Raw genomic sequence first — 24,037 nt, 5'->3', positions numbered from 1 at the left:
TATACATCGTTGTAACCCCCCGTAAACAACGCTAGGATTCCCCGCGGTTGGCCATCTGCCATCTTGCTATCCCTTTTCGCGATCGCTGACTGATCACGCCCTGGGGAGGTCGTGGTCAGTTAGATTCGCCTATCGCTATATACAATAATATATAACGTCGCCAGGCCCGCCATTGCCATGGCCGACCCAGGAGCAGTAATGAAGCCGCTAACACCGCGCACCGTGATGGTTGCCGTCGCAGCCCTCGGTGCTCAACCCGCTGTCGCCGAACAGAACAACACCTTCAACCTCGGCGAAATCCAGATTTCCGCACCACGGGACGAAACGCTGTCCACGGGTGGTAGCGTCATCGACTTGAAAGACATTCGGCTGCACGACCGCGAGACCGTCGGCAGCGCGCTCACATTAGCCCCTGGGGTCAACCTCGGTTACATCGGCGGTCGCGCCGAGCAGGTGGTATTCGTGCGCGGTTTCGATCGCTTGCAGGTGCCGGTGTTCATCGACGGCATTCCCACCTACGTGCCTTACGACGGCAACATCGACCTGGGGCGTTTCACCACCTACGACCTGTCACGCATCCAGGTGGACAAGGGCTTCGCCTCGCTGCTGTACGGCCCCAACACCCTGGGCGGGGCGATCAACCTGGTGACCCGCCGCCCCACGCAAGCGTTCGAGGGCGAAGTGGGTGGGGGGCTGGAGCTGACCGATCACGGTAACGTGAATGCCTACCGCAGTTACGCCAACGTGGGTTCCAACCAGGGCCTGTGGTGGGTTCAGGGCGGCGTGTCGTATGTCGATTACGACTACACCCTGCTGCCCGACGACTTCAAGCCGACCAACAACCAGCAGGGCACGGGGCGGCGCGAGAACAGCAACCACCGCGACAGCAAATTCAGCTTCAAAGTCGGCTTCACCCCCAGTGAAACCGATGAGTACGTGCTCGGCTACGTTCAGCAGGAAGGCAGCAAGGGCCAACCGCCGTATGCCGGCGACCTGCCGACCACCGGCCAACGTGCGCGCTGGTGGGAGTGGCCGCGGTCGGACAATACCAGTGTCTTCATCGCCACCAATACCGGCTTTGGCGAGCACGCCCTGAAAACGCGCGTGTACCACGACACCTTCAAAAACTCGCTGGAAAGCTTCACCTATCGCAATGGCGTGGTCGGCGCTTTGCAGCCGGGCTTCCCCAGCAAATACGATGACGAGAGCAGCGGCTTTTCGGTGGAAGGCGACTTGGCCTTGAGCGAGGCCAACCGCCTGGGCATTGCCTATCACTTCAAAGACGATGTGCATCGCTCGCGTGATGGCGCCAACCCCCAGACCCACTTCCGCGACCAGACTCAATCGATTGCCCTGGAAGACACCCTGCGGCTGAACGACATCTTCAGCGTGGTGGGCGGCGTCTCGTACAACTACCGCAAGAGCCTGGACGCACAGAACTACGGCACCAACGCCAGCTCGCCATCGCAGGCCACGCTCTACGACGAACCTACCGGTAGCAACGACGCCGTCAACGCGCAACTGGGCCTGTTCGCCAATACCAACCCGCTGCTGGGCACCCACGACGACGGCCAACTGCGCCTGACCGTGGCACGCAAAAGCCGCTTCGCGACCATCAAGGACCGCTACTCGACGCGCTTCGGTACGGTGATCCCCAGCCCCGACTTGAAGTCTGAGCGGGCGACACATTATGAGCTCGGCTACAGCGGCCAGATCGCCCCGCAATGGAAGCTGGACGCCGCGCTGTTCGTGGCCAACATCGAGGACTCCATTCAAAACGTCACGGTGCCCGCGCACCCTAACTGCGCCGCGCCCTGTGGCCAGTACCAGAACATTGCCAAAGCGCGAAACCAGGGTGTGGAGCTTGGCATCAACGGCGACCTGGGCAACTGGGAATTGGCGGCAAACTACACCTGGCTCGACCGCGAAAACCTCAGCGACCACGACCTGCACCCTACCGACACCCCACGCCACAGCGCGTTCGGCTCGGCCTCGTGGCATCTGGGTGACTGGCAACACACTGCCAGCGTGGAGGCCGCATCGCGTCGCTACAACACCTCGGACGGCAACCAGATGGCGCCCGGCTACGCGGTATACAACCTTAAGAGCGGCTACCGCTTCAGCAACGATGTGCTGATCGAGGGCGGCATTCGCAACCTGTTCGACCGGCTCTATGAGTACAGCGAGGGCTACCCTGAAATGGGCCGTCAATACTTCGTGCAGTTCAATGTGCCGCTGTAACCGCTGGCTGGCGGGCCTGCTGCTGACGGTCAGCACGCTGCTGAACGCTGCCCCGCAAACCGTGGTGGTCATGACCAGCTACCCCGAAGAGGTGATGACGCGGATCGAGGATGGCTTTGCCCAAGCCCACCCGGGCTATCGCCTGCACATCCTCTGGCGCCAGGGCTTCGATGCCCTGCCCTATCTGCTGCAAGCACAGCAGGGCGGTGTCGATGTCTATTGGGCACCGTCGCCGGGCAACTTCGCCCGGCTGGCGAAAGCCGGTAGCTGGCAACCCCTGGGGATCAGCCTGAAGGGCCTGCCGGCACAGATCGGTGGTTTGTCATTGCGTGACCAACGGCATCTCTACCAGGCAACCGAGCTCGCGGGCTATGGCTTTGCCATCAACGCCACGTCACTGGGCGAACTGGGGGTTCCGGTACCAAGGGATTGGCCAGACTTGCTCGACCCACGACTGCGCGGGCGCATTGCGCTGCCAGACCCAGGCCGGGTCGGCTTTGCACCGGTCCTGCTGGATATCGTCTTGCGCGCTTATGGCTGGGAACGTGGCTGGGCCCTCTGGAGTGAACTGGCCGGCCAGGCGCGCCTGGTAACGCGGGGTGGCACCCTGGTCAGTGATGAAGTGACCAGCGGGCGTGCAGCAGTCGGGTTGTCGATCGATTTCTTTGTCGCCTCGGCCAAAGCCAATGGCGAGCCGGTGGATTTCATCTATCCGGCCCATGGCGGCCTTAACCCAGCCTTCATCGCTATTACCGCCCACAGCCAGGCATTGGCCGGTGCCCGAGCGTTTGCGCAGTTCGTGCTGTCGGAAGCAGGCCAAGGGCTGCTGGCCGATGCCGATATCCGCAAACTGCCCGTGCGCCCCAGTGTCTATCGGCAGTTGCCGGCGGACTACCATGACCCGTTCGTTGCTGCCGGCCTGGGCGCCTATGACTACGGCAACGGCAGCTCACGCGAACGCCTGGCCTTGATCAGCTCATTGTTCACCCACTGGCTCGGCATGCCCCATGAAGCCTTGGGCGAGCTCTGGGCTCGGCTGCACGCGGCCGAAGACGCTGGGCTGGACGTCACCGCCATACGCCAACAGTTGACCGCACCGCCCCTGGATGCCGAACACGCCGAGGCTAAGCCCTTACTGGCACTGTTCGCGGCGCGCCAGGACCAGGGCATGACGCAAGCGCCGGCCACCGACGGGGACGAACTCGGCCGCCGGGAAATCAGCTGGCAGTTCCAGGCCGCGCTTCAACGGGCAGAGGCCGCCCGTTTGCTCGATGGTTTGGGGCAATGACTGCCGTGCGCGCCGCTTGGTTAACGATGGGTGTGCTGACGAGCCTGCTCGCCAGCGCCGAGACCACGCACACGGCGGCCAACCGTGAAGCCTACGCCCAACCGTTCAGCGGGCTGGACGAAGGCCAACTGGAACGCTTCTTCCGCGGGCGCAGCCTGTTCCGCCAGGCCTGGGTGGTTGCACCGTCGCGAGACGAGGCGGTGGATGGCCTTGGGCCGCTGTACAACCGGGTGTCATGCATCGCCTGCCACCCCAAGAACGGCCGTGGCCAGGCGCCTGAACACGGGCAGCCGATGCGCAGCATGTTGCTGCGCTTGTCCCTGCCGGGGCACGATGACCATGGCGGGCCAAAGCCGCACCCCATATACGGCGATCAGCTGAACGACCAGGGTGTGCCTGGCGTGCCGGGTGAAGGGCGCGCCCATGTGCACTGGGAGGAGCAGGCGGTGCCGCTGGGCGATGGCGAAACCGTCATGCTGCGCAAGCCGCGTGTCGAGCTGCGTGAGCTGGCTTATGGGCCATTGGACGCGGTGTTAACGTCGGCACGCGTGGGTTCGCCGGTCATTGGCCTTGGTTTGCTGGAGGCTATCGATGAGCGCACCCTGCACGCCATGGCCTCTGAAGCCAAACCAGATGGCGTGACGGGGCAGGTCAATCAGGTGTGGAGTGTCGAGCGACAACGCACCGAGGCAGGCCGCTTTGGCCTCAAGGCCAACCAGCCGGACCTGCGCCAACAGATCGCCCACGCCATGCTGGGTGATCTTGGCATCACGTCCCCGCTCGCCCCCGTGCAGAACTGCACACCCATTCAACTGGCCTGTTCCCAAGCAGCGCATGGCGGCGAGCCGGAGCTGGACGCCCTGCAACTCGGCGACCTGCATTTCTACCTCGCTCACCTGGCCGTGCCGGCCCGTCGACAACAGGCCGAACCTGCGGTCATTGAGGGCGAAAAACTGTTCGCTGCCAGTGGCTGCACCGCCTGTCACCGCCCCGAGTTGATCACCGGCACACACCCGCTTTATCCCGCCCTGACACAGCAACGCATCGCGCCGTATACCGACCTGTTACTGCACGACATGGGCCCCGGCCTGGCCGATGGCCGTGAAGACTATCTCGCCAACGCCCGGCAGTGGCGCACGGCGGCGCTGTGGGGGCTTGGCCTGAGCGAGCGGATTACCCCCGGCAGCGGCTATCTACACGACGGCCGAGCGCGCACCCTGGAAGAAGCGATTGTCTGGCATGGCGGTGAAGCAGAAGTGGCCCGGCAGCGCTATGCGGCGCTGGGCAAGGGCGAGCGGCAGGCGATACGTGCGTTTCTTGAATCTTTGTAGCGCTTGCAAAAAAACCACAGCCCGCACGACAATAAGATTCATTACCACTCGCGAACCATTCCATCACCATGCCCGCCAACGATCTATCCCTGCGTAGCGCCGTCAATGATCTGTACTGCGAACATCACGGCTGGCTCAAAGGCTGGCTGCGCAAACGCCTGGGCAATGCGTTCGATGCCGCCGACCTGACGCAGGACACCTTCGTGCGGGTGATAAAGGCACGCAGTGCGCTGGACATTCGCGAGCCACGCCCCTATCTGTCGCGAATTGCCAAGGGCCTGCTGATCGACCTGATTCGTCGACGCTCACTGGAGCAGGCCTACCTGGAGGCCTTGGCTAGCCTGCCGGAGGCGTTGCAGCCTTCGCTGGAGGAACAGGCGATCCTGTTGCAGGCAGTGGTAGAAATCGACCGCCTGCTGCAAGGGCTTGGCCCGAAGGTGAAGCAGGTGTTCATGCTGTCGCAGTTCGATGGCCTGACCTACCCGCAGATTGCCGAGCACATGAACATCAGCGTGCGCAGCGTCAACAACTACATGGCCAAAGCCATGGAACATTGCTGTTTGATGCAGTTGCAACTGGCATGAGCCTGTCGCCCGCCGAGTTGAACGCCATCAGTGTCGCCGCGCGCTGGTACGCGCGGCTGCACTCCGGCATCGCCACCGACGCCGACCGCAGCGCCTGGAACGACTGGCTGGTTGCCGACCCGGCCCACCGTCAGGCCTGGCAACGCATGGCCGCCGTGGGCGAGCAGATGACCCGCGTGCCCGGCGCCCTGGCGGCCCCTGCCTTGCGCGGCGCCGAGCGCTCTCGGCGCCAGCTGTTGCGCAGTGTCGTGATACTGGTGCCGGCCACTTCGCTGGGCTGGCTGGGTTGGCGCAGCGACACCTCGCAGCAGCTGCTGGCCGACTACCGCACCGCTGTGGGTGAACGCCGCGCGTTTCGCTTGCCCGATGGCGGCTCGCTGCTGCTGAACACCGACACGTCGGTGAACCTCAAGTACGACGGCCAGCAACGGGTGCTGGAACTGTTGCGCGGCGAAATTCTGGTCACCACGGCGGCCGACCCCGCGCAACGGCCGTTCATTGTGCGCACCCGGCATGGCCAGGTACGGGCGCTGGGCACGCGTTTTCTGGTTCGCTCCCAAGCCTTGGAGGGTGACGTGGCCGTGCTCGAGAAGGCGGTGGAAGTGAGGGCATCCAGCGGTGCTTTGGCTGTGCGTGTGGAAGCTGGGCAATCCATTGCGTTTTCTGACCGTTCGGTGGGGGCAATACGGCGCAATGACGCCTCTGTAGGGGCCTGGCAACAAGGCAGCATCATCGCCCTGGATCGCCCTTTGGGCGAACTGCTGGCGGACCTCTCACGCTATCGCACCGGGGTGCTGCGCTGTGATCCCCGCATTGCCCAGTTGAAGGTTTCTGGCGCGTTCCCCGTCGATGACACCGACCGGGCATTGGCGGCACTGGAAACCGGGTTTGCGCTGCGCGTCACGCGCTACAGCCGTTTTTGGGTCACCGTATCGCCGCCCCCTTCCCCAGCGGGCTGAAAAAACTTTCGCGGGTTTTGCACTTTTCTTACACGACGTTCGGCTCATCCCCCAAAGGGTTCTATTGATCGTTTTCAGGGGGAGGATAGGTATGTCTGCTGTGTTCAAGCGTGGTCGTCTGGCGACTGCAATAAATGTCGGACTGTTGGCGGCAACCACCGCTGGTGCCTGGCCCATGACGACGTATGCAGCGCCGCAGCCGACGCAGCAAAATGCCGTCCGGTCGTACACTATTGCGGGGGGCAGCCTGGCTGAAGTCCTCAGCCGCTTCGCCAGTGCGGCGGGCGCTGCGATTTCGTTTGATGCCCGGCAAACAGACGGTTTGCAGAGCCCCGGCCTGAAAGGTGCGTTCGGTGTCAGCGAGGGCTTTACCCAGATTCTGGCAGGCAGCGGCCTGCAGGCCGAGCCGCGGTCAAACGGCACTTATGTGCTGCAGGCGGTGCCGTCGTCGGGCTCGGCGCTGGAGCTGGGGGCCACCAACATCACCAGCCAGGTGCTGGGTGCAACCACTGAGAACAGCGGCTCGTACACCACGGGCGCGGTGACCATCGGCAAGGGCGAGCACTCGCTCAAGGAGACGCCGCAATCGGTCACGGTGATGACGCGCAAGATGATGGACGACCAGAACCTGTACACCATCGATCAGGTCATGGAAAAGACGCCCGGCATCACCGTGTACGACTCGACCATGGGCGGCAAATACTTCTATTCGCGCGGGTTCCGCATGTCGGGCCAGTATCAGTACGATGGTGTGCCGCTGGACATGGGCAACCTCTATGTCCAGGCCGACAGCTTCAGCAGTGACATGGCCTACTACGACCGGGTCGAGGTGTTACGCGGCGCAGCCGGCATGATGAAAGGGTCGGGCGGTACCGCTGGCGGGGTGAACTTCGTGCGCAAGCGTGGCCTGGCGGCGGCGCATACCGACATCACCCTGTCCGGGGGCAGTTGGGACAACTACCGCGGGCAGCTCGACACCGGTGGGCCGCTGAACGCAGCCGGCACCTTGCGTGGCCGGGCAGTCGTGGCGGAGCAGAGCCGGCATTACTCGGTCGACGATGCCAACCGCAAGGACCAGGTGTACTACGGCGCCCTCGACTTCGATGTCAGCCCCGACACGACTTTGGGCCTAGGCGTTGCCTACGAGGACGTGGATGCCAACCCCTGCTGGGGCGGCCTGCCGCGCTACCGGGACCGCAGCGATCTGAACCTCAGCCGCTCGACCTGCCTCGACCCTTCGTGGAATACCTGGCGCAGCCAGCGCACCACGGTGTTCACCGACCTCACCCACCAGCTCGACGAAGACTGGAAGCTCAAGGTGGCGAGTGTTTATACAAAGAACACCCAGGACATCAAGTACGCCTTCGCCTCCGGTGCGGTGACGCCTGGCATTGATACCACTGGCATGCTGGGCAGTATGTATGACTATGACCAGGTCGATTACGGCCTGGATGCCTATGTGGATGGCAAGTTTGATGCCTTCGGCCAGCAACATGAACTGGTGCTGGGCATGAACGCCAGCCGCTCGAAGAAAGATGACTTCTACTCGGTGGCGTTCCTTGCGCAACGGCAGAACGTGTTCAACCCCGACAAGTTCATCCCTGAGCCGGATGACAGCTACTTCATCGAGCACTCGTCGCGCGGTGGCCCGGTCAAGTCCGTGACCACACAAAAAGGCCTCTACTCGACCCTGCGCCTGAAACTGGCCGACCCGTTGACCCTGGTGATGGGGGGCCGGGTGAGTTGGTATAACGCCGAGACCGATACCGTCTTCATCGACACCGCCACGCCGCCGCAGCACTCCAACGCTCGCGAGACCGGGCAGGTCACGCCCTTTGCCGGCGTGCTGCTGGACCTGAACGAAAACCTGACGGCCTACGCCAGCTACTCGGACATCTTCACCCCGCAAGGCAGCTACCGGGACGAACAAGGTTCGGCGCTCAAACCGCTGGTGGGCCAGAGCTATGAACTGGGGATCAAGGGGGCCTGGTTCGACGGGCGTTTGAACGGCGCCTTCAACCTGTTCCGCACCATTCAGAAGGACCAGGCGCAGACCGACTACAACTCGTCGTGCCCCTCCTCGGATGGCTACTGCTATGTCAACGCTGGCAAGGTCCGCGCCCAGGGTTTCGAGGCTGAGATCAGTGGTGAAGTCATCGAGCGCCTGCAATTGCTGGCGGGCTACACCTACACCCAGACCAAGACCCTCGACGATATCGACACCAGCCTGAACGGCGCGGCGTTCAACAGCTATGTGCCTCGGCACGTGCTGCGCCTGTGGGGCGAATACGCACTCGGTGGCGCTTTTGAGCGGTTCAGCCTGGGTGCCGGGGTGAATGCGCAGAGCGATAACTTCCGGGTTTCGCCTGCCAGTGGCGAGAAGATCAGCCAGGCGGGGTATGCGGTGTGGAATGGCCGGATCGGTTACCGGATCGACGATACCTGGTCGGTGGCGGTTAACGGCAACAACCTGTTCGACAAGCGTTATTACGCCAGTATCGGGACGGAGACGTTTGGTAATTATTATGGGGAGCCGCGTAATTTCATGGTGTCGGTCAAGGCCAGTTTTTGATGTGAGGGTGGGTGGCGGTAGATTGAGATAGGGCCGCCAGGTGCATGGCGATGGATTTGCAGCGCCTATCAGATCGAGCGCCGCCCGTGCGGCGCTTCGCAGCACAAGGCTGCTCCTACATTTTTGGGGCCAATTATTCCTGAGGCGGTCGCGCGCAGATATCACAGGCCTCACTGGCCTGAAACAGATGTGGGAGCAGCCTTGTGCTGCGAAGCGCCGCGCGGGCGGCGCTCGATCTCACAGGCGCCGCAAAACTCAAGACATGCACCCACACCCAATCATCAAAAATTCTGACAACAATCGTCTTCCATCATCAGCCAAAACGGGCATAAATTCCCTACCGTCAACCCCCAGCACCAACGGTAGAGCCCAATGCCCAGCCACCACCAAACGCCCGCCTCCCCTGCCCTGGACATCCTGATCCAGCGCTCCGCCCTGCCCAGCCCTGCGCTCAGCGAGGCCCAAGCTCACGCCTTGCTGCAGGCGCACTACGGCCTGGCGGGCAGCCTGTCATCGCTGGGCAGCCAGCAAGACTTGAACTTCCGCGTGGATGCCGCCCAGGGCCGTTTCGTGCTCAAGGCCTGCCACGGCAGCTATGCCCAGGTCGAACTGGAGGCCCAGCATGCCGCGCTGGCGTACCTGCGCGAACAGGGCTTGCCGGTACCCGCAGTGCGCCCGGCGCAAAACGGGCAGGCATTGCTGGCCCTGGACATCGACGGGCAACCGCTGCGGGTGCGCCTGCTCGACTACATCGACGGCCAACCGCTGACCCGCCTCAAGCACATGGCGCCGCGCCTGATTGCCGAGCTGGGCGGGCTGTGCGCGAAAGTGGATCAAGCCTTGGCCGAGTTTGACCACCCCGGCTTGAACCGCACCCTGCAATGGGACCCGCAGCACGCGCAGGCGTTGATCCAGCACCTGCTGCCGGTGTTGCACGACGCCGGGCAACGCGCCCGTGTCGAGCAAACCACTCAACTGGCTGCCGAGCGCCTGGCGCCGCTGGTGGAGCAGCTGCCAAGCCAAGCCGTGCACCTTGACATCACCGATGACAACGCCGTGTGGGCCCGCGATGACGAGCGTCAGTGGCAGGTGCAGGGCGTCATCGATTTTGGCGACCTGCTGCGTACCTGGCGCATTGCCGACCTCTCGGTGACCTGCGCGGCACTGCTGCACCATGCCGAAGGCGACCCGCTGCGCATTCTGCCGGCAGTGCGGGCCTACCAGGCCCTCAACCCGCTGAGCGAAGCCGAACTGCGTGCCCTGTGGCCGCTGGTGCTCAACCGCGCTGCGGTGCTGGTGCTGAGCAGCGAGCAACAGCTGGCTGTAGACCCGGGCAACCAGTACATCCGCAACAACATCGCGCACGAATGGGAGATTTTCGACACCGCGACTGCCGTGCCTTTCGCGCTGATGGAGGCGGCTATTCTGCAGGCGGCCGGTGTTCAACCCAGCCGGCCCGACCTGGCCAGTTGCGCGCCCCTGCTGCCTGAACGGGTCGGCCAGCCGGTGGCTCGCCTCGACCTGGGCGTGCTCAGCCCGCACTGCGAAGCAGGCAACTGGGAACAGCCAGGCTTCGACCAGCGCCTGCTGGCTGCACAACCGGCCCCGGCGTGCACGCTGCATGGCCAGTATCGCCTGTCACAAACCCATATCGACCGCGCTGAAGAACCTGCCACCTGCGCGCTGGGTGTCGAATTGCATGTGCCTAACGCCAGCACCGTGCAGGCGCCGCAGGCCGGTACCTGGCAGCGCCATGGCGATGGCCACGGCTGCCTGCGCACACCCCACTGGAGCTTGTGGCTAGGTGGCCTGGAGGATGCTCCGGCAGATGGGCAGGCCCTGGCAAAAGGTCAGAAATTGGGCAGCAGCGGTGGCTTGCTCAGCATTCAGCTGTGCCTGGATAACGACGCCCGCCCGCCGTTTTTCGCCACCCCCTCCCAGGCCGCTGCCTGGCTGGCGCTGTGCCCGTCGCCTGCCGCGCTGCTGGGCTTTGATTGCGACGCCGAACCGCTGCCCGATGCACAGGCGCTGCTGGCACGTCGTGATGCCAGCTTCGCCCGTTCGCAAAAGCACTACTACGCGCAACCGCCCCATATCGAACGCGGCTGGCGCAATTACTTGATCGACATGCAGGGCCGGTCTTACCTGGACATGCTCAACAACGTGGCCGTGCTTGGCCATGGGCACCCACGCATGGTGGCGGAATCGGCGCGGCAATGGTCGCTGCTGAACACCAACTCGCGCTTCCACTACGCGGCCATCGCCGAGTTCTCCGAACGCCTGCTGAAGCTGGCGCCAGCAGGCTTCGACCGGGTGTTCCTGGTCAATAGCGGCACCGAGGCCAACGACCTGGCCATTCGCCTGGCCTGGGCCTACAGCGGCGGGCGCGACCTGCTCAGCGTGCTGGAGGCCTACCACGGCTGGTCGGTGGCTACAGACGCCATCTCCACCTCTATCGCCGACAACCCGCAAGCCCTGGAAACCCGGCCAGACTGGGTGCACCCGGTCGAGGCACCGAACACCTTCCGTGGGCGCTTCCGTGGTGCCGACAGCGCCGCCGACTACCTGCGCGACGTCGACGCCAAGCTGGCAGACCTCGATGCCCGTGGCCGCCAACTGGCCGGCTTCATCTGCGAGCCGGTGTACGGCAACGCCGGGGGCATCTCGCTGCCAGCGGGTTACCTGCAGGACGCCTACGCCAAGGTGCGCGCCCGCGGTGGCGTGTGCATCGCCGACGAGGTGCAGGTGGGTTATGGCCGACTGGGCGAGTACTTCTGGGGCTTCGAAGAGCAAGGGGTGGTGCCCGACATCATCACCATGGCCAAGGGCATGGGCAACGGCCAGCCGCTGGGGGTAGTGATCACCCGCCGCGAAATCGCCGAGGCGCTGGAGGCGCAGGGTTACTTCTTCTCATCGGCGGGGGGCAGCCCGGTCAGTTGCCGCATCGGCATGGCGGTGCTGGACGTGATGCAAGAGGAAGGGCTGTGGGACAACGCCCGCGACACCGGCCGCTACTTCAAGGCGCGCTTGCAGGCGCTGGTCGACAAGCACCCGCTCGCAGGTGCGGCGCATGGCTCGGGCTTCTACCTGGGGCTTGAGCTGGTGCGCGACCGGCAGACGCTGGAGCCGGCGACCGAGGAGACCTTGCTGCTGTGCGACCGCTTGCGTGACCTGGGCATCTTCATGCAGCCGACCGGCGACTACTTGAACATCCTCAAGATCAAACCACCGATGTGCACCACACGGGCGAGCGTGGACTACTTTGTCGACAGCGTGGACCGTATCCTGTCGGAAGATCTGTAACCTGCCCGAGAGGGATTGTTATAGGCTGTGAGGCCAGTGCCTTCGCACTATCCCGATCCCCTGTAGGAGCAGCCTTGTGCTGCGAAGAGGCCATAGGACCGCACAGTGAATCTTGCTGCTGTCACCGGCCTCTTCGCAGCACAAGGCTGCTCCCACACGCTACGCGGCTCAACCGATCAATCAGGTTTTCTGACAATGGCCTTCACCAGCGACTCACTTGCCGTTTTTCTGGCCGTACTGGAGGCAGGGTCGTTTTCCGCAGCAGCGCGCAAGCTGGGCCGCGTGCCTTCGGCCGTGAGCATGGCCATCGCCCAGCTGGAAGCCGAGCTGGACCTGGCCCTGTTCGACCGGGCCACGCGCAAAGCCTTGCCAACCAGCGCCGCCTTGGCCCTCGAACCCCAGGCCCGGCAGGTGATCTGCCAGCTCAACCTGCTCGACGCCCAGGCCCTGCAGCTGCACAAGGGGCTGGAAAAGCGCTTGACCATCGCCATGGCCCCAGAGCTGCAAACCGGCCGCTGGAGCCAGCCGCTGGAAACCCTCGCGCAAGAATTCCCAAGCCTTGAGATCGAAGTGCGTTCGGCCACGCAAGCCGAAGCGATTCGTTTGCTGCATGACGGCAGCGTGCAGCTGGCGCTGGTTTTCGAACGGCCCGGCATCGATGAACGTGAGTCGTTTCTTGAAGCCGGCAGCCAGTTGCTGGTCGCCGTCGCGTCCCCCCGCCATCCCGCCGGGCGCAACAGCGGCACGCCACTGCCCGAAGAAGCCTTCGCCGAGCAACGGCAAATCATCGTGGCCTCCGGCAAAGCCACCGGCTCCGACCCGCGCATGGTGTTGTCGCGGCGCATCTGGCTGACCGACAGTTATCTGGCTACGCTGGATCTGGTGCAATCCGGCCTGGGGTGGGCCTACCTGCCGCAGCCGCTGGTCGAACCGTTGATTGCCTCGGGCGCCTTGGCCGAGGTGCGCTTCGACAACATGGCCAGCCGCTTACGGCTGTGGGTCGACATCATCTGGGTCAAACCGCGGCCCCTGGGCCTGGGCGCGCGGCGCTACCTGGAAGTCGTACGGCAACTGTTCGAAAAGGAGCCGCCAAGGGCCTGACCACGCGCAATGGCCGTCCGGCCGACAACCCGCGGGCACGCCCGCAAGCGAGGCAAACATGCGTCCTTTGATTAGAGCGTTCTACCTGCTGTCGCTGTTCACCTTCGCCAGCCTCGCCCAGGCGGCCGAAACCCCCAGGCAGATCGTCGACGCCTACATGGCAGCCTGGAACGCCCATGACGCCGAAAAGGCCGCCAGCTACCTGGCCAAGGACGCCGAGTACTTCGATGTCACCGTCGGCACCCCGCAAAAGGGCCGCGAAGCCGCACGCGACAACGTGATCAAGGTGTTCGTGGGCGCCGTGCCAGACCTCAAATGGAAGATCAACGGCACGCCGATCGTCGACAAGGACGGCATCGCCTTCCAGTGGACCTTCAGCGGCACCAACACTGGCGCCTGGGACGCGCAAACGCCCGCCACCCACAAAGCACTGTCGTTCGATGGGGTGAGCTATGTGAAGGTCAAAGACGGCAAGATCATCTACCAAGGGGACTACTACGACGCCCTGGGCTTGCACAAGCAGTTAGGGTGGTAACAGCGGCCGGCATCATCAGGCGGGCGCGACCAACCGGTAGCCGACGCCCGCCTCGGTGATGATGAAACGCGGCGCCATGGGGTCATCCCCGAGTTTTTGCCGCAGGTGCCCGACCACGATCCGCAGGTAGTGGGTATCGTCCACATGGGTCGGCCCCCAAATGTCCTTGAGCAACTGCTGCTGGGTAATCACCCGGCCCGGGTGCCCGGCCAGCTGGGCCAGCAACGCATACTCCTTGCGGGTCAGCGCCACCTCGACGCCTTCCAGGGTCACGCGGCGGAAGGCAAAGTCCACGGTCAACGGCCCGAAACTGGCCGCCACCTCGCCCCCGCCGGCCTGCGGCACCTGGCGCAGCAAGGCGCGCACCCGCGCCAGAAACTCCTGAATACCAAACGGCTTGGTCACGTAGTCATTCGCGCCGCCGTCCAGCGCATCGACCTTCTGCACCTCACTGGCACGCACCGACAGCACCAGCACCGGCACTGCGCTCCATTCACGCAGTTCGCGCAGCACTTGCTGGCCGTCCATGTCCGGCAGGCCGAGGTCGAGCACCACCAGGTCGGGCTTGCCCAAGGCGGCCTGCGCCAGGCCCTCGCTGCCGGTGGCGGCCTCGATCACCTTGTAGCCCTGGGACGTCAGGCTGATGCGCAAAAACTTGCGGATCTGCGGTTCGTCGTCGATGACCAGGAGGGTGGCGGACTGGCTCATGGGGCTTCGCTTTCGGCTTCAGGTTGAGGGGGCAGCGGCAAGCATAAAGTGATGCCGGTGCCCTGGCCATCGATCCCTTCACCCACCAGGATCTGCCCGCCATGGGCGCCGATCATGCCCTGGCAGATCGCCAGGCCCAGCCCAGTGCCCTGCCCGCCCCGGTCACCGCGGGCGGCGGTGTAGAACATGTCGAAAATCTTCTCCCGCTCGGCCACGGGAATGCCAGGGCCCTGATCGCTGACGGCAATGCGCAGTTGTTCGCCCTGCACCGACACCTGCAGTTCCAGCCGACCCTGGGCCGGCGAGAAGCGTGCAGCGTTCTCCAGCACGTTGACCAGGGCCTGCTCGATCAGCGCCGCATGCACGAACAGCAACGGCAGCTCGGCCGGCACATCGGTGTGCACGCGCAGGGGCGCAAGCACCACCCGCAGGCGGTTCAGCGCACTGCCGACGATGTCTGCGGGGGCCACCCAGTCGCGGGCCAGCTTGAGGCCGCCATGGCCCAAGCGGGTCATGTCGAGCAGGTTCTGGATGTAGCGGTCCAGGCGCTCGGCCTCATTGCGCGTGCCTTCCAGCAGCTCGCGGCGGTCGTCCTCGGGGATCGCCTCGCCCAGCGCCAGCAAGCTGTCGATGCTGCCGCGCATGGCGGTCAAGGGCGTGCGCAGGTCGTGGGAGACCGAGGCTAACAAGGCGCTGCGCAGTTGCTCGGTTTCGCCATGCAGGCGCGCCGCTTCCAATTGTTCGGCCAGGCGGGCGCGGGCCAGGGCTTGGGCCAGGGGTTGGCCGAGGGCCATGAGCAGGCGCCGGCGCTGGGCGCTGAGCGGGTCGCCAGAGCTCGGGCGCACGCCGAGCAAGGCCAGCGGGTGGTCATCGACCGCCAGAGGCCACCACCACCAGCGGCCATTGGGCAAGGTGTCGCTGCCATGGCCCGCCGCCTGCCCGTGCTGCCAGGCCCACTCGGCGGCGGCGCGCTCGTTGTCGCTGAGGCCGTGGGCCTCGCCGCTGGCCAGGTGCAGCTGGCCTTCGGGGTTACGTTCGAGCAGGCAGACTTGCACATCCTGCCAGCCGTCAAGGTGTTGGCCGGCGGCGTTGAACACCGCTTGGCGGTCGGCGGCAACGGTCAGGCGGCGGGATAAATCTAGCAACTGGTTGGTCTGCGCCTGCGTCTCGCGCAGCGCCTGCAACTGGCGGCGCTGGCGGGCCGCAAGGTTGCCGGTGAGGGCCGCCATCAGCAGGAAGAACACCAAGGTCAGCACGTCTTCCTCGCGCTGGATGCTGAACGAGAAATTGGGCGGGATGAACAGGAAGTCGTAGGTCAGAAACGACAGCGCGGCGCAGGCCAAGGCCGGCCCCAGGCTGCTGCGCACCGCAACCAGCAGCACGGCGGCAAGGAACACCAGGGAGATATTGGGCAGCGCCAGCACGCTGGACACGGCCCACGACAAACCGGCCGCCAGCAGTGTGGCAAGCAGGGCCAGCAGGTAGTGCCGCCACACCCATACCCGTTGCACCGCCGCACTGGCCGGGGCCGGTTGGGCATCGCGGTCGAGCACGTTGATCTCCAGGCCGTGGCTTTCGCGCAGCAGCCGCGCCGCTACACCGGCGCCGAAGAAGCGACGGCGCAGGCGATCACGCGACTGCCCCACCAGCACCAGGCTGGCACGCCGCTCGCCGGCATGCTGGATCAGCGTGCGCGCCACTTCACCGGCGCGCAGCAGCACCACTTCGCCGCCCAGGCGCTCAGCCAGTTGCTGCGCGGCTTGCAGGCGTTGGCGTGCGGCTTCGTCGCGCAGCTTACCGTTGTCGACGTGCACCAGGCTCCAGGGCAGGTGCCGGCGTTGCGCTACGCGGCTGGCGTGGCGCACCAGGCGTTCGGCCTGGTCGTCGCCATCGATGCCCACCAGCAGGCGCCCGCGCAGGGCCGGAGCTTCCTGCCCGCGCTGGCGGTAGCCGTGGGCCAGGTCGGCGTCGACCTGGGCGGCGGCGGTCTGCATGGCCAGCTCGCGCAATGCGGTGAGGTTGGTCTGGGAGAAATAGGCATCGATCGCAGCCCGCGCCTGCTCGGGCACGTACACCTTGCCTTCGCGCAAGCGCTCCAGCAATTCGCGCGGTGGCAGGTCGATCAAGACCAATTCGAACGCTTCCTGCAGCACCCAGTCCGGCAGGGTTTCGCGCACCTGCACGCCGGTGATGTCGCGGACCTTGTCGTTGAGGCTTTCCAGGTGCTGGACGTTGACCGTGGTGTACACGTCGATGCCGGCGGCGAGCAGTTCCTGAACGTCCTGCCAGCGCTTGGCGTGGCGGCTGCCGGGGGCGTTGGTGTGGGCCAGTTCGTCGACCAGGGCCAACGCAGGTGCGGCCTTGAGCAGGCCGTCGAGGTCCATTTCCTCAAGGGTGACGCCGCGGTACTCGCTGCGCAGCAGGGGCTGCTGGGGCAAGCCGCCAAGCAGCGACTCGGTTTCGGCGCGGCCATGGGTTTCGACGACCCCGGCCAGCAGGTGTACGCCCTGGCGTTGCTGGCTGTGGGCGGCTTGCAGCATGGCGTAGGTCTTGCCCACACCCGGTGCGGCGCCGAGGAATACCTTGAGCCTGCCGCGGCCTTCGCGCGGGAGGTTGGCCAACAGCGCGTCTGCGCGGGCGGAATCACTCATGTTTCATCCTTCGATTGTGCGGCGGTCGGTGAATCTGGGCCTGCTCTGCAGGCCTTCGCGGGCAAGCCCGCTCCTACAGGGACCGCGCCACATTCTGCAGCTGCGCTATTACTGTGGGAGCGGGTTTACCCGCGAAGGGCCGCAACGCCGCCCAACTGTCAGCGGCCCAATATCTCCAGGGCCTGGTTCAGCGCCAGGACATTGACCACAGGCGGCCCGAACAATGGGTGGAGGGTGGCCTCTTCCACCAGGGCTTGCAAGCGCTCAACAGGCACCTTGCGAGCCGCTGCCACCCGCGCTACCTGATAAGCCACCGCCTCCGGCGGCAAATGCGGGTCCAGGCCACTGCCTGAGGTGGTCAGCAAGGCTTGCGGCACAGGCCCTTGCTCAGCCCGGTACAGCTTCGCGGCCTCGCTGCCTACCCGCTCGGCCAGCGCCGGGTTGCTCGGCGACAGGTTGCTGGCACTGCTGGCAACCGTGGCATAAGCCCCAGCCGAGGGCCGCGAATGGAACCAGCCATCGCCTTGGAAATCCTGGGCGATCAGTGCCGAGCCGCGCACCTCGCCGCGCGCGTCACGCACCAGGCTGCCATTGGCCTGTTCAGGGAAGGCGACCTGGGCAATACCGGTCACCGCCAATGGGTACAACGCGCCGGTGACCAGCGTCATCAGCAAGGCCAGGCTCAAGGCCGGGCGTACATAAGTGTTCATGGCGGCCTCCTCAGACCAGGTGCAAGGCATTGAGCAGCATGTCGATCAGCTTGATCCCGGCGAACGGCACGATGATCCCGCCCAGCCCGTAGATCAGCAGGTTGCGCCGCAGCAGGTGGGCCGCGCTCGCCGCGTGCACCCGCACACCGCGCAGCGCCAGCGGGATCAACACGATGATGATCAGCGCGTTGAACACGATCGCCGACAAGATCGCGCTCTGCGGGCTGGCCAGGTGCATCAGGTTGAGCACGCCCAGCTGCGGGTAGATGGCCGCGAACAACGCCGGCAGGATGGCGAAGTACTTGGCCACGTCGTTGGCAATCGAGAAGGTGGTCAAGGCGCCACGGGTCACCAGCAGTTCCTTGCCCACCTGGACCACGTCCAGCAGCTTGGTCGGGTCGCTGTCCAGGTCGACCATGTTGGCCGCCTCACGGGCTGCCTGGGTGCCGTCGTTCATGGCCATGCCCACATCGGCCTGGGCCAGCGCCGGGGCGTCGTTAGCACCGTCGCCGCACATGGCGACCAGGCGGCCGTCGTTTTGCTCCTGACGGATGCGCGCCAGCTTCTTCTCTGGGGTGGCCTCGGCCAGCACGTCATCGACCCCGGCCTCGGCGGCAATGGCAGCGGCCGTCAGCGGGTTGTCACCGGTCACCATCACGGTGCGGATGCCCAGCTTGCGCAGCTCGGCAAAGCGCTCGCGAATACCGGGCTTGACCACGTCCTTGAGGTGGATCACCCCAAGCAAGCGCTGGTCGACACACACCAGCAGCGGCGTGCCGCCACTCTGGGCAATGCGCTCGACCTCGCGGGCCAATGCCGGCGGCATTTCCAGCCGTTGCAGGCCAACGAATGCCAGCACCGCATCGACAGCACCCTTGCGGTAGCGGTGCTGCTGGAAGTCGACACCCGACAACCGCGTCTCGGCGCTGAAGGCAATCGGTTCGAGCTGCTGCCCAGAGGGTTCGACGAAGTCGTGCAACTGGCGCAGGTACTCGACGATCGATTTGCCCTCGGCCGTGTCATCGGCCAGCGAGGCGAACAAGGCACCCTCCCCCAGCTCCTTGGCGGTGACGCCCGGCGCGGCATGCAGCGCGCTGCAGCGGCGGTTGCCGAAGGTGATGGTGCCGGTCTTGTCGAGCATCAGGGTGTGCACGTCGCCCGCAGCTTCCACCGCGCGGCCGGAACGGGCAATGACGTTGAGCCGGACCAGGCGGTCCATGCCGGCAATGCCAATGGCCGACAGCAAGCCGCCGATGGTGGTGGGGATCAACGTCACCAGCAGTGCGGCCAGGAAGATCAACGGCAGGCTACCGCCGACAAAGTGGGCGAACGGCTGTAGGGTCACGACCACGATCAGGAAGATCAGGGTCAGGCCAATCAGCAGGATATCCAGGGCAATCTCATTGGGCGTTTTCTGCCGTTTGGCCCCTTCGACCAAGGCGATCATGCGGTCCAGGGTCGATTCGCCAGGGTTGCTGGTGATGCGGATCAGCAACCAGTCAGACACCAGCCGCGTGTTGCCGGTGACCGCCGAACGGTCGCCGCCGGACTCGCGGATCACCGGGGCCGACTCACCGGTGATGGCCGCCTCGTTGACCGCCGCGATGCCTTCGATTACCTCACCATCACCCGGGATCAGTTCACCCGCGATCACCTTGACCACATCGCCCTTGCGCAGCGCGGTCGCGGCAACCGTTTCGAAAGCGCCAGCGCTGTCGCGACGCTGGGCACTCAACCCCTGGCTCCCAGCCTTGAGGCTGTCGGCGCGGGCCTTGCCACGGCCTTCGGCGAGGGCTTCGGCGAAGTTGGCGAACAGCACGGTAAACCACAGCCACAAGGCAATTTGCACCGCCACTGTTGTGCTCACGCCACTGCCGGGGGCAAAACACAACACAGTGGTCAGCGCGGCAGTCAGCGCCACCACCAGCATCACCGGCGAGCGCTTGAGCTGCCGAGGGTCCAGTTTAACGAAGGCCTGGATCAGGGCCGGGCGCCAGAGCGCGGCGAAGCGGGTCTGGTCCTTGGCGCTGTGGGGGGCTTTTACTTCAGGAATGGGCATGTTCATGGTGGTTCCTCAGAAGCCCAGGCTCAGGTGTTCGGCAATTGGCCCGAGGGCCAAGGTCGGCAGGAAGGTCAGGCCACCCACCAACAGGATGGTCACCAGCAACAGGCCGGTGAACAGCGGGCCGTGGGTGGGGAAGCTGTTCAGCCCCTGGGGTGCGCTCTTTTTCGCCGCCAGGCTGCCGGCCAGGGCCAATATCGGCAGGATGTAGCCGAAGCGGCCGACCAGCATGGCCAGGCCGATCATCAGGTTGTGGTACACCGTGTTGGCGCCAAAACCAGCAAAGGCCGAACCGTTGTTGGCGGTGCCGGAGGTGTAGGCGTACAGCAGTTGGCTAAAGCCATGGGCACCGGGGTTGCTCACCGCCGCCGCCGGGCCCGGCAGGCTGGCGGCGATGGCGCCCAGCACCAGCACGCCGACCGGCATCACCAGCAAGGTCGCCACCAACAGTTGCACCTCACGCGCTTGCAGCTTCTTGCCCAGATATTCCGGGGTACGGCCAATCATCAGGCCGGCCAGGAACACGGCGATCAGCACGAATAACAGCATGCCGTAGAGCCCCGCACCGACGCCGCCGAAGATCACCTCGCCGACCATCATGTTGACCATCGCAACCATGCCGGTCAGCGGGTTGAGGCTGTCGTGCATGGCATTGACCGAGCCATTGGAGGCTGCCGTAGTGGTCACTGTCCACAGCACCGATCCGGTGGTGCCGAAGCGGCTTTCCTTGCCTTCCAGCGGCGCGCTTTGCTGCACCTGCGCGCTCTGCAAGGCCGGGTTGGGCTGGTATTCGGACCACAGCGCTGTAGCCCCACCGATAAGGAACAGGCTCAGCATGCAGGCAAGAATCGCCCGGCTCTGGCGCAGGTCTTTCACGTAATGGCCGAAGGTGAACACCAGCGCCGCCGGGATGAGAATGATCGACGCCACCTCGAACAGGTTGCTCCAGGCCGTGGGGTTTTCGAACGGGTGTGCCGCGTTGACGCCGAAGAAGCCGCCGCCGTTGGTGCCTAACTGCTTGATGGCGATCTGGCTAGCCGCCGGGCCGAGGGGGATGGTCTGGTCAGTGCCTTGCAGGGTCAGTGCGTGCGCATAGTCGGCAAAGGTCTGCGGTACACCCTGCCACACCAGCAGCAGGGCCAGCACCAGGCACAGGGGCAACAACCCATAGAGCGTGGCCCGGGTCATGTCGACCCAGAAGTTGCCCAGGGTGGCGGCCGAACGGCGGGCAATGCCGCGGCACAGGGCCACAAGTACTGCCAGGCCAGTGGCAGCACTGACGAAGTTCTGCACCGTCAGGCCCAGCATCTGGCTCAGGTAGCTGACCGATGACTCGCCGCTGTAAGCCTGCCAGTTGGTGTTGGTGACGAAGCTTACGGCGGTGTTGAACGCCAGCGACCATTCCTGCCCGGGCAGTTGCTGTGGGTTGAGCGGCAAGTAGCCCTGCAACAACAGCACGGCAAACAACAACAGGAACCCGGCCAGGTTGAAGGCCAGCAACGCCAGAGTGTATTGCTTCCAGTTCTGCTCCTGGTCGGCGCGTACGCCTGCCAGTCGATAACAGGCCTGCTCAACCGGGCCCACCACCGGTGACAGCCAGGTGCGCTGGCCTTCCATCACCTTGTAGTAGAACCGCCCAAGCCAAGGTGCCGGTAGCAGCACGATGGCGAAAAACGCCAGTAACAAGGCAAAGTCGTAACTGTGCATGGCCACTCCCTAGCTGCGATCGGCGCGCAGCAGCGCCATCAGCAGGTAAATCGCCAATGCCACTGCCAGCAGCAGTGACAGCCCGTCGAGCATGTTCATGTGTAGAGCTCCCCGTGGTGCGGCGCTTGGGCCGCTTTGGGGAAATTGTCCGAGGGAGGGGCGTAAAGGGGCGAGATCGAGGGATGGATCAACGCATAAAGAATGTGTAAAAACGCAGCCCCTTGTAGGAGCGGCCTTGCGTCGCGAAAGGGCTGCATAGCAGCCCCAGCGATTATCGTGGTAACGCTGAAATCTGGGGCTGCTTTGCAGCCCTTTCGCGACGCAAGGCCGCTCCTACAGGGGCTGCTGCCCGGCGTTGCGGCTCCAGTCCAGCAGCAGGCTATACCCCACCGCCAGCAAAGTCGGCCCGATGAACAGGCCAATGAAGCCAAAGGCGATCAACCCGCCGAACACACCGAGCAGCACGATGACCAGCGGCAGGTTGCCGCCACGGCTGATCAGGTAGGGCTTGAGCACGTTGTCCACGCCGCTGATGACGAAGGTGCCCCAGATACCCAGGAACACCGCCATGCCGTACTCCCCTTTCCACGCCAACCAGGCCGTCGCGGGGATCCACGCCAGGGGTGGCCCCATGGGGATCAGGCTGAGCATGAAGGTCACCAGGCCCAGCACGATAGCCCCGGGGACGCCGGCGATCAGGAAGCCGATCAGCGCAAGCAAGGCCTGGGCCGCTGCCGTGCCGATGACACCGTTGACCACGCGTTGCACGGTGCCCGCCACCAGGTCCAGGTAGTACTCGGCGCGGTCACCGGTCAAGCGCTGCAACAGGCGCAGCACGAACGCCGACAGGCGCGGGCCGTCACGGTAGAAGAAGAACACGAAGACCAGGCTCAAGCTCAGTTCGAGCATGCCGCTGCCAATCTGCGCACTGCGCGCCAGCAACCAGTTGCCCACCTGGCCCAGGTAAGGCTTGATCGAAGCGATCAAGGCCGCACCTTGCTGGTCGAGCGATTGCCACCAATTGACCATGCGCTCACCCACCAGGGGAATGCTGCCCAGCCAGGCCGGCGCCTCGGGCAGGCCATCCACCTGCACATCACGGACAAACGCCGTGGCATCACGGATGTGGTCCGCCAGGTTGAAACCCAGCCATACCAGCGGCAACGCCACGATAAGGATCCAGGCCGCCGTCAGCAGGCTGGCGGCCAACGTTTCGCGCCCGCCCAGCGCACGCGTCAGCAAGCGCATCAGCGGCCAGCTGGCAAAGGCCAGAATGGCGCCCCACAGCAGCGCCGAAATGAACGGTGCCATGACCCACAACGCAGCGCCGAGCAGCGTCAACAGAACGATCTGGATCAGCAGGCGGTCATTATTGGCCATGGCGGTGCTCGTTCAACGGATCAGTTCCAGGTGCAGGCCATCGGTGGGGGCGTTGCCGACCTCGAGCCGGTTGCTGCGCACGCCCGCCTTGACCAGTTGCTCACGCCACGCTTCGGCCTCTTTGCCGCTGAGGCTGGCGCGCAAGGTGCTGTCCAGGTTGAGGCTACGCCCCAACAACGCCACCCAGGCAGGTTGCGGCGTTCTCAGGTCAGGGTAGTCGAGCTTGCCGGTGTCGCGCATTTCGCGCAGCACCGTGGCGGCCGTGGGCAGCAGTTCACCCAGCGGGCTGGCGGCGACGAACTCTTCCACGTGCAGGTAGGCGCGGCGGTTGCCGCGGGTGACGCTGTACAACGCCACCAGTGTGTCGGCCTCTTCTGCAGAACGGCGCAGGAGGATGAACGCCTGCTGCTCGTCACCGCCATTGAGCCGTGCACTGCCGAATACATCATTGGCCCAAAGGCTGGCTTCGCCGCAGTCGCGGCCCTGGCACCAGAACAACGGGTAACCCCCGTCGTGTTGCAGTGCTTCGCGGGCGCTGGTGAACGCTTCGCGGGCCGTGCGCTCCACCGGCAGTTCATAGGTGACCGAGCTGACCTGGCCACGGCTTTCGACCTTGTCGTCGAGCCGCAGGCGGCCGCTGATCTTGCGCAAAGGCCCCATGGGGTACACGCGCTCCTGCTCCACCGCAGGGCGTTGGTCGACCACTTTGGCATCCACGGGAACGGGCAGGCTACCTGCCCACAGCAAGGGGCTGGCGAGCACGAAGCAGGCAGCGAGGGTAGTACGGAGGGTTACGGGCGCGCTCATCGGCAGCCCAGTCGGCGCGGGGCGCCGAAGCTAAGGTCCAGCGTGTCTGGCATGTGCATGGTTGTCTCCCTGTTCAACCCGCCAAGCCTCGGCACTTG

17 protein-coding genes are annotated in these 24,037 nt (G+C 64.9%); 9 read left to right on the top strand and 8 right to left on the bottom strand.

Translation table 11 applies throughout. The annotated features are described in order from the left end of the window. Window positions 1-198 precede the first annotated feature (198 nt). The 9 genes from AB7M33_RS17540 to AB7M33_RS17500 all read left to right on the top strand — a co-directional run bounded on the left by AB7M33_RS17540 (window position 199) and on the right by AB7M33_RS17500 (window position 13,914). The gene (locus tag AB7M33_RS17540; RefSeq protein WP_454243195.1) at window positions 199-2,241 is read left to right on the top strand and encodes a TonB-dependent receptor plug domain-containing protein; all 2,043 of its coding nucleotides are present in this window, start codon (window positions 199-201) and stop codon (window positions 2,239-2,241) included. After that, entirely contained in the window at window positions 2,228-3,529 is a 1,302-nt protein-coding gene (locus tag AB7M33_RS17535) for an ABC transporter substrate-binding protein (RefSeq protein ID WP_454243194.1), read from the top strand. The genes AB7M33_RS17540 and AB7M33_RS17535 overlap by 14 nt, the downstream gene beginning before the upstream one ends. Further along, on the top strand, window positions 3,526-4,860 hold the full coding sequence (locus tag AB7M33_RS17530) for a di-heme oxidoreductase family protein (RefSeq protein ID WP_454243193.1): 1,335 nt from the start codon (window positions 3,526-3,528) through the stop codon (window positions 4,858-4,860). Before AB7M33_RS17535 ends, AB7M33_RS17530 begins: the two co-directional genes overlap by 4 nt. Window positions 4,861-4,928: 68 nt before the next feature. After that, on the top strand, window positions 4,929-5,444 hold the full coding sequence (locus AB7M33_RS17525) for a sigma-70 family RNA polymerase sigma factor (protein ID WP_454243192.1): 516 nt from the start codon (window positions 4,929-4,931) through the stop codon (window positions 5,442-5,444). Next, entirely contained in the window at window positions 5,441-6,403 is a 963-nt protein-coding gene (locus tag AB7M33_RS17520; RefSeq protein WP_454243191.1) for a FecR domain-containing protein, read from the top strand. Before AB7M33_RS17525 ends, AB7M33_RS17520 begins: the two co-directional genes overlap by 4 nt. A 91-nt stretch (window positions 6,404-6,494) precedes the next feature. After that, on the top strand, window positions 6,495-8,975 hold the full coding sequence (locus AB7M33_RS17515; RefSeq protein ID WP_454243190.1) for a TonB-dependent siderophore receptor: 2,481 nt from the start codon (window positions 6,495-6,497) through the stop codon (window positions 8,973-8,975). A 372-nt stretch (window positions 8,976-9,347) separates the two neighbouring features. Further along, window positions 9,348-12,278 carry an aminotransferase gene (locus tag AB7M33_RS17510; RefSeq protein WP_454243189.1) on the top strand — a complete coding sequence of 977 codons (2,931 nt, stop codon included), beginning with the start codon at window positions 9,348-9,350 and terminating at the stop codon, window positions 12,276-12,278. Window positions 12,279-12,473: 195 nt separating this feature from the next. After that, window positions 12,474-13,379: a LysR family transcriptional regulator gene (locus AB7M33_RS17505; RefSeq protein ID WP_027592843.1), complete on the top strand. Its 906-nt coding sequence runs from the start codon at window positions 12,474-12,476 to the stop codon at window positions 13,377-13,379. A 58-nt stretch (window positions 13,380-13,437) separates the two neighbouring features. Continuing rightward, window positions 13,438-13,914, top strand: coding sequence for an ester cyclase (locus AB7M33_RS17500; protein WP_027592844.1), 477 nt, complete (start codon window positions 13,438-13,440; stop codon window positions 13,912-13,914). Between the two features lie 15 nt (window positions 13,915-13,929). On the opposite strand, the gene AB7M33_RS17495 is transcribed toward AB7M33_RS17500, so the two are convergent. From AB7M33_RS17495 to AB7M33_RS17460, 8 genes are all read right to left on the bottom strand, one after another. Beyond that, window positions 13,930-14,622, bottom strand: a complete 693-nt coding sequence (locus AB7M33_RS17495) for a response regulator (protein WP_027592845.1) — start codon at window positions 14,620-14,622, stop codon at window positions 13,930-13,932. Beyond that, on the bottom strand, window positions 14,619-17,273 hold the full coding sequence (locus tag AB7M33_RS17490; protein ID WP_454243188.1) for a DUF4118 domain-containing protein: 2,655 nt from the start codon (window positions 17,271-17,273) through the stop codon (window positions 14,619-14,621). Before AB7M33_RS17490 ends, AB7M33_RS17495 begins: the two co-directional genes overlap by 4 nt. Window positions 17,274-17,431: 158 nt before the next feature. Further along, a complete protein-coding gene (gene kdpC, locus AB7M33_RS17485; protein WP_454243187.1) occupies window positions 17,432-17,983 on the bottom strand; it encodes a potassium-transporting ATPase subunit KdpC in 552 nt (183 codons plus the stop codon). A 10-nt stretch (window positions 17,984-17,993) separates the two neighbouring features. Further along, window positions 17,994-20,048, bottom strand: a complete 2,055-nt coding sequence (kdpB, locus tag AB7M33_RS17480) for a potassium-transporting ATPase subunit KdpB (RefSeq protein ID WP_454243186.1) — start codon at window positions 20,046-20,048, stop codon at window positions 17,994-17,996. 9 nt (window positions 20,049-20,057) lie between these two features. Continuing rightward, window positions 20,058-21,752 carry a potassium-transporting ATPase subunit KdpA gene (gene kdpA / locus AB7M33_RS17475; RefSeq protein ID WP_085272576.1) on the bottom strand — a complete coding sequence of 565 codons (1,695 nt, stop codon included), beginning with the start codon at window positions 21,750-21,752 and terminating at the stop codon, window positions 20,058-20,060. Window positions 21,753-21,761: 9 nt separating this feature from the next. Then, on the bottom strand, window positions 21,762-21,851 hold the full coding sequence (gene kdpF, locus AB7M33_RS17470) for a K(+)-transporting ATPase subunit F (protein ID WP_033693985.1): 90 nt from the start codon (window positions 21,849-21,851) through the stop codon (window positions 21,762-21,764). A 234-nt stretch (window positions 21,852-22,085) separates the two neighbouring features. Next, a complete protein-coding gene (locus AB7M33_RS17465) occupies window positions 22,086-23,132 on the bottom strand; it encodes an AI-2E family transporter (protein WP_265967957.1) in 1,047 nt (348 codons plus the stop codon). Between the two features lie 12 nt (window positions 23,133-23,144). Next, window positions 23,145-23,939: a DUF4892 domain-containing protein gene (locus AB7M33_RS17460; protein ID WP_454243185.1), complete on the bottom strand. Its 795-nt coding sequence runs from the start codon at window positions 23,937-23,939 to the stop codon at window positions 23,145-23,147. Window positions 23,940-24,037: the final 98 nt, after the last annotated feature.

Source organism: Pseudomonas sp. Y3 TE3536 (genome assembly GCF_053629175.1).
Note: the sequence above shows the minus strand (reverse complement) of the source record. Positions and strands in the feature narration are given on the sequence as shown.

Bases quoted from the DNA above. Each gene is read 5' to 3' on its own strand.
- AB7M33_RS17520 (WP_454243191.1), top strand. From the start codon at position 5,441: ATGAGCCTGTCGCCCGCCGAGTTGAACGCCATCAGTGTCGCCGCGCGC.
- AB7M33_RS17540 (WP_454243195.1), top strand. From the start codon at position 199: ATGAAGCCGCTAACACCGCGCACCGTGATGGTTGCCGTCGCAGCCCTC.
- AB7M33_RS17510 (WP_454243189.1), top strand. From the start codon at position 9,348: ATGCCCAGCCACCACCAAACGCCCGCCTCCCCTGCCCTGGACATCCTG.
- AB7M33_RS17535 (WP_454243194.1), top strand. From the start codon at position 2,228: ATGTGCCGCTGTAACCGCTGGCTGGCGGGCCTGCTGCTGACGGTCAGC.
- kdpB (WP_454243186.1), bottom strand. From the start codon at position 20,048: ATGAACATGCCCATTCCTGAAGTAAAAGCCCCCCACAGCGCCAAGGAC.
- AB7M33_RS17530 (WP_454243193.1), top strand. From the start codon at position 3,526: ATGACTGCCGTGCGCGCCGCTTGGTTAACGATGGGTGTGCTGACGAGC.
- AB7M33_RS17505 (WP_027592843.1), top strand. From the start codon at position 12,474: ATGGCCTTCACCAGCGACTCACTTGCCGTTTTTCTGGCCGTACTGGAG.
- AB7M33_RS17465 (WP_265967957.1), bottom strand. From the start codon at position 23,132: ATGGCCAATAATGACCGCCTGCTGATCCAGATCGTTCTGTTGACGCTG.
- AB7M33_RS17515 (WP_454243190.1), top strand. From the start codon at position 6,495: ATGTCTGCTGTGTTCAAGCGTGGTCGTCTGGCGACTGCAATAAATGTC.
- AB7M33_RS17500 (WP_027592844.1), top strand. From the start codon at position 13,438: ATGCGTCCTTTGATTAGAGCGTTCTACCTGCTGTCGCTGTTCACCTTC.
- kdpA (WP_085272576.1), bottom strand. From the start codon at position 21,752: ATGCACAGTTACGACTTTGCCTTGTTACTGGCGTTTTTCGCCATCGTG.
- kdpC (WP_454243187.1), bottom strand. From the start codon at position 17,983: ATGAACACTTATGTACGCCCGGCCTTGAGCCTGGCCTTGCTGATGACG.
- AB7M33_RS17525 (WP_454243192.1), top strand. From the start codon at position 4,929: ATGCCCGCCAACGATCTATCCCTGCGTAGCGCCGTCAATGATCTGTAC.
- kdpF (WP_033693985.1), bottom strand. From the start codon at position 21,851: ATGAACATGCTCGACGGGCTGTCACTGCTGCTGGCAGTGGCATTGGCG.
- AB7M33_RS17490 (WP_454243188.1), bottom strand. From the start codon at position 17,273: ATGAGTGATTCCGCCCGCGCAGACGCGCTGTTGGCCAACCTCCCGCGC.
- AB7M33_RS17460 (WP_454243185.1), bottom strand. From the start codon at position 23,939: ATGAGCGCGCCCGTAACCCTCCGTACTACCCTCGCTGCCTGCTTCGTG.
- AB7M33_RS17495 (WP_027592845.1), bottom strand. From the start codon at position 14,622: ATGAGCCAGTCCGCCACCCTCCTGGTCATCGACGACGAACCGCAGATC.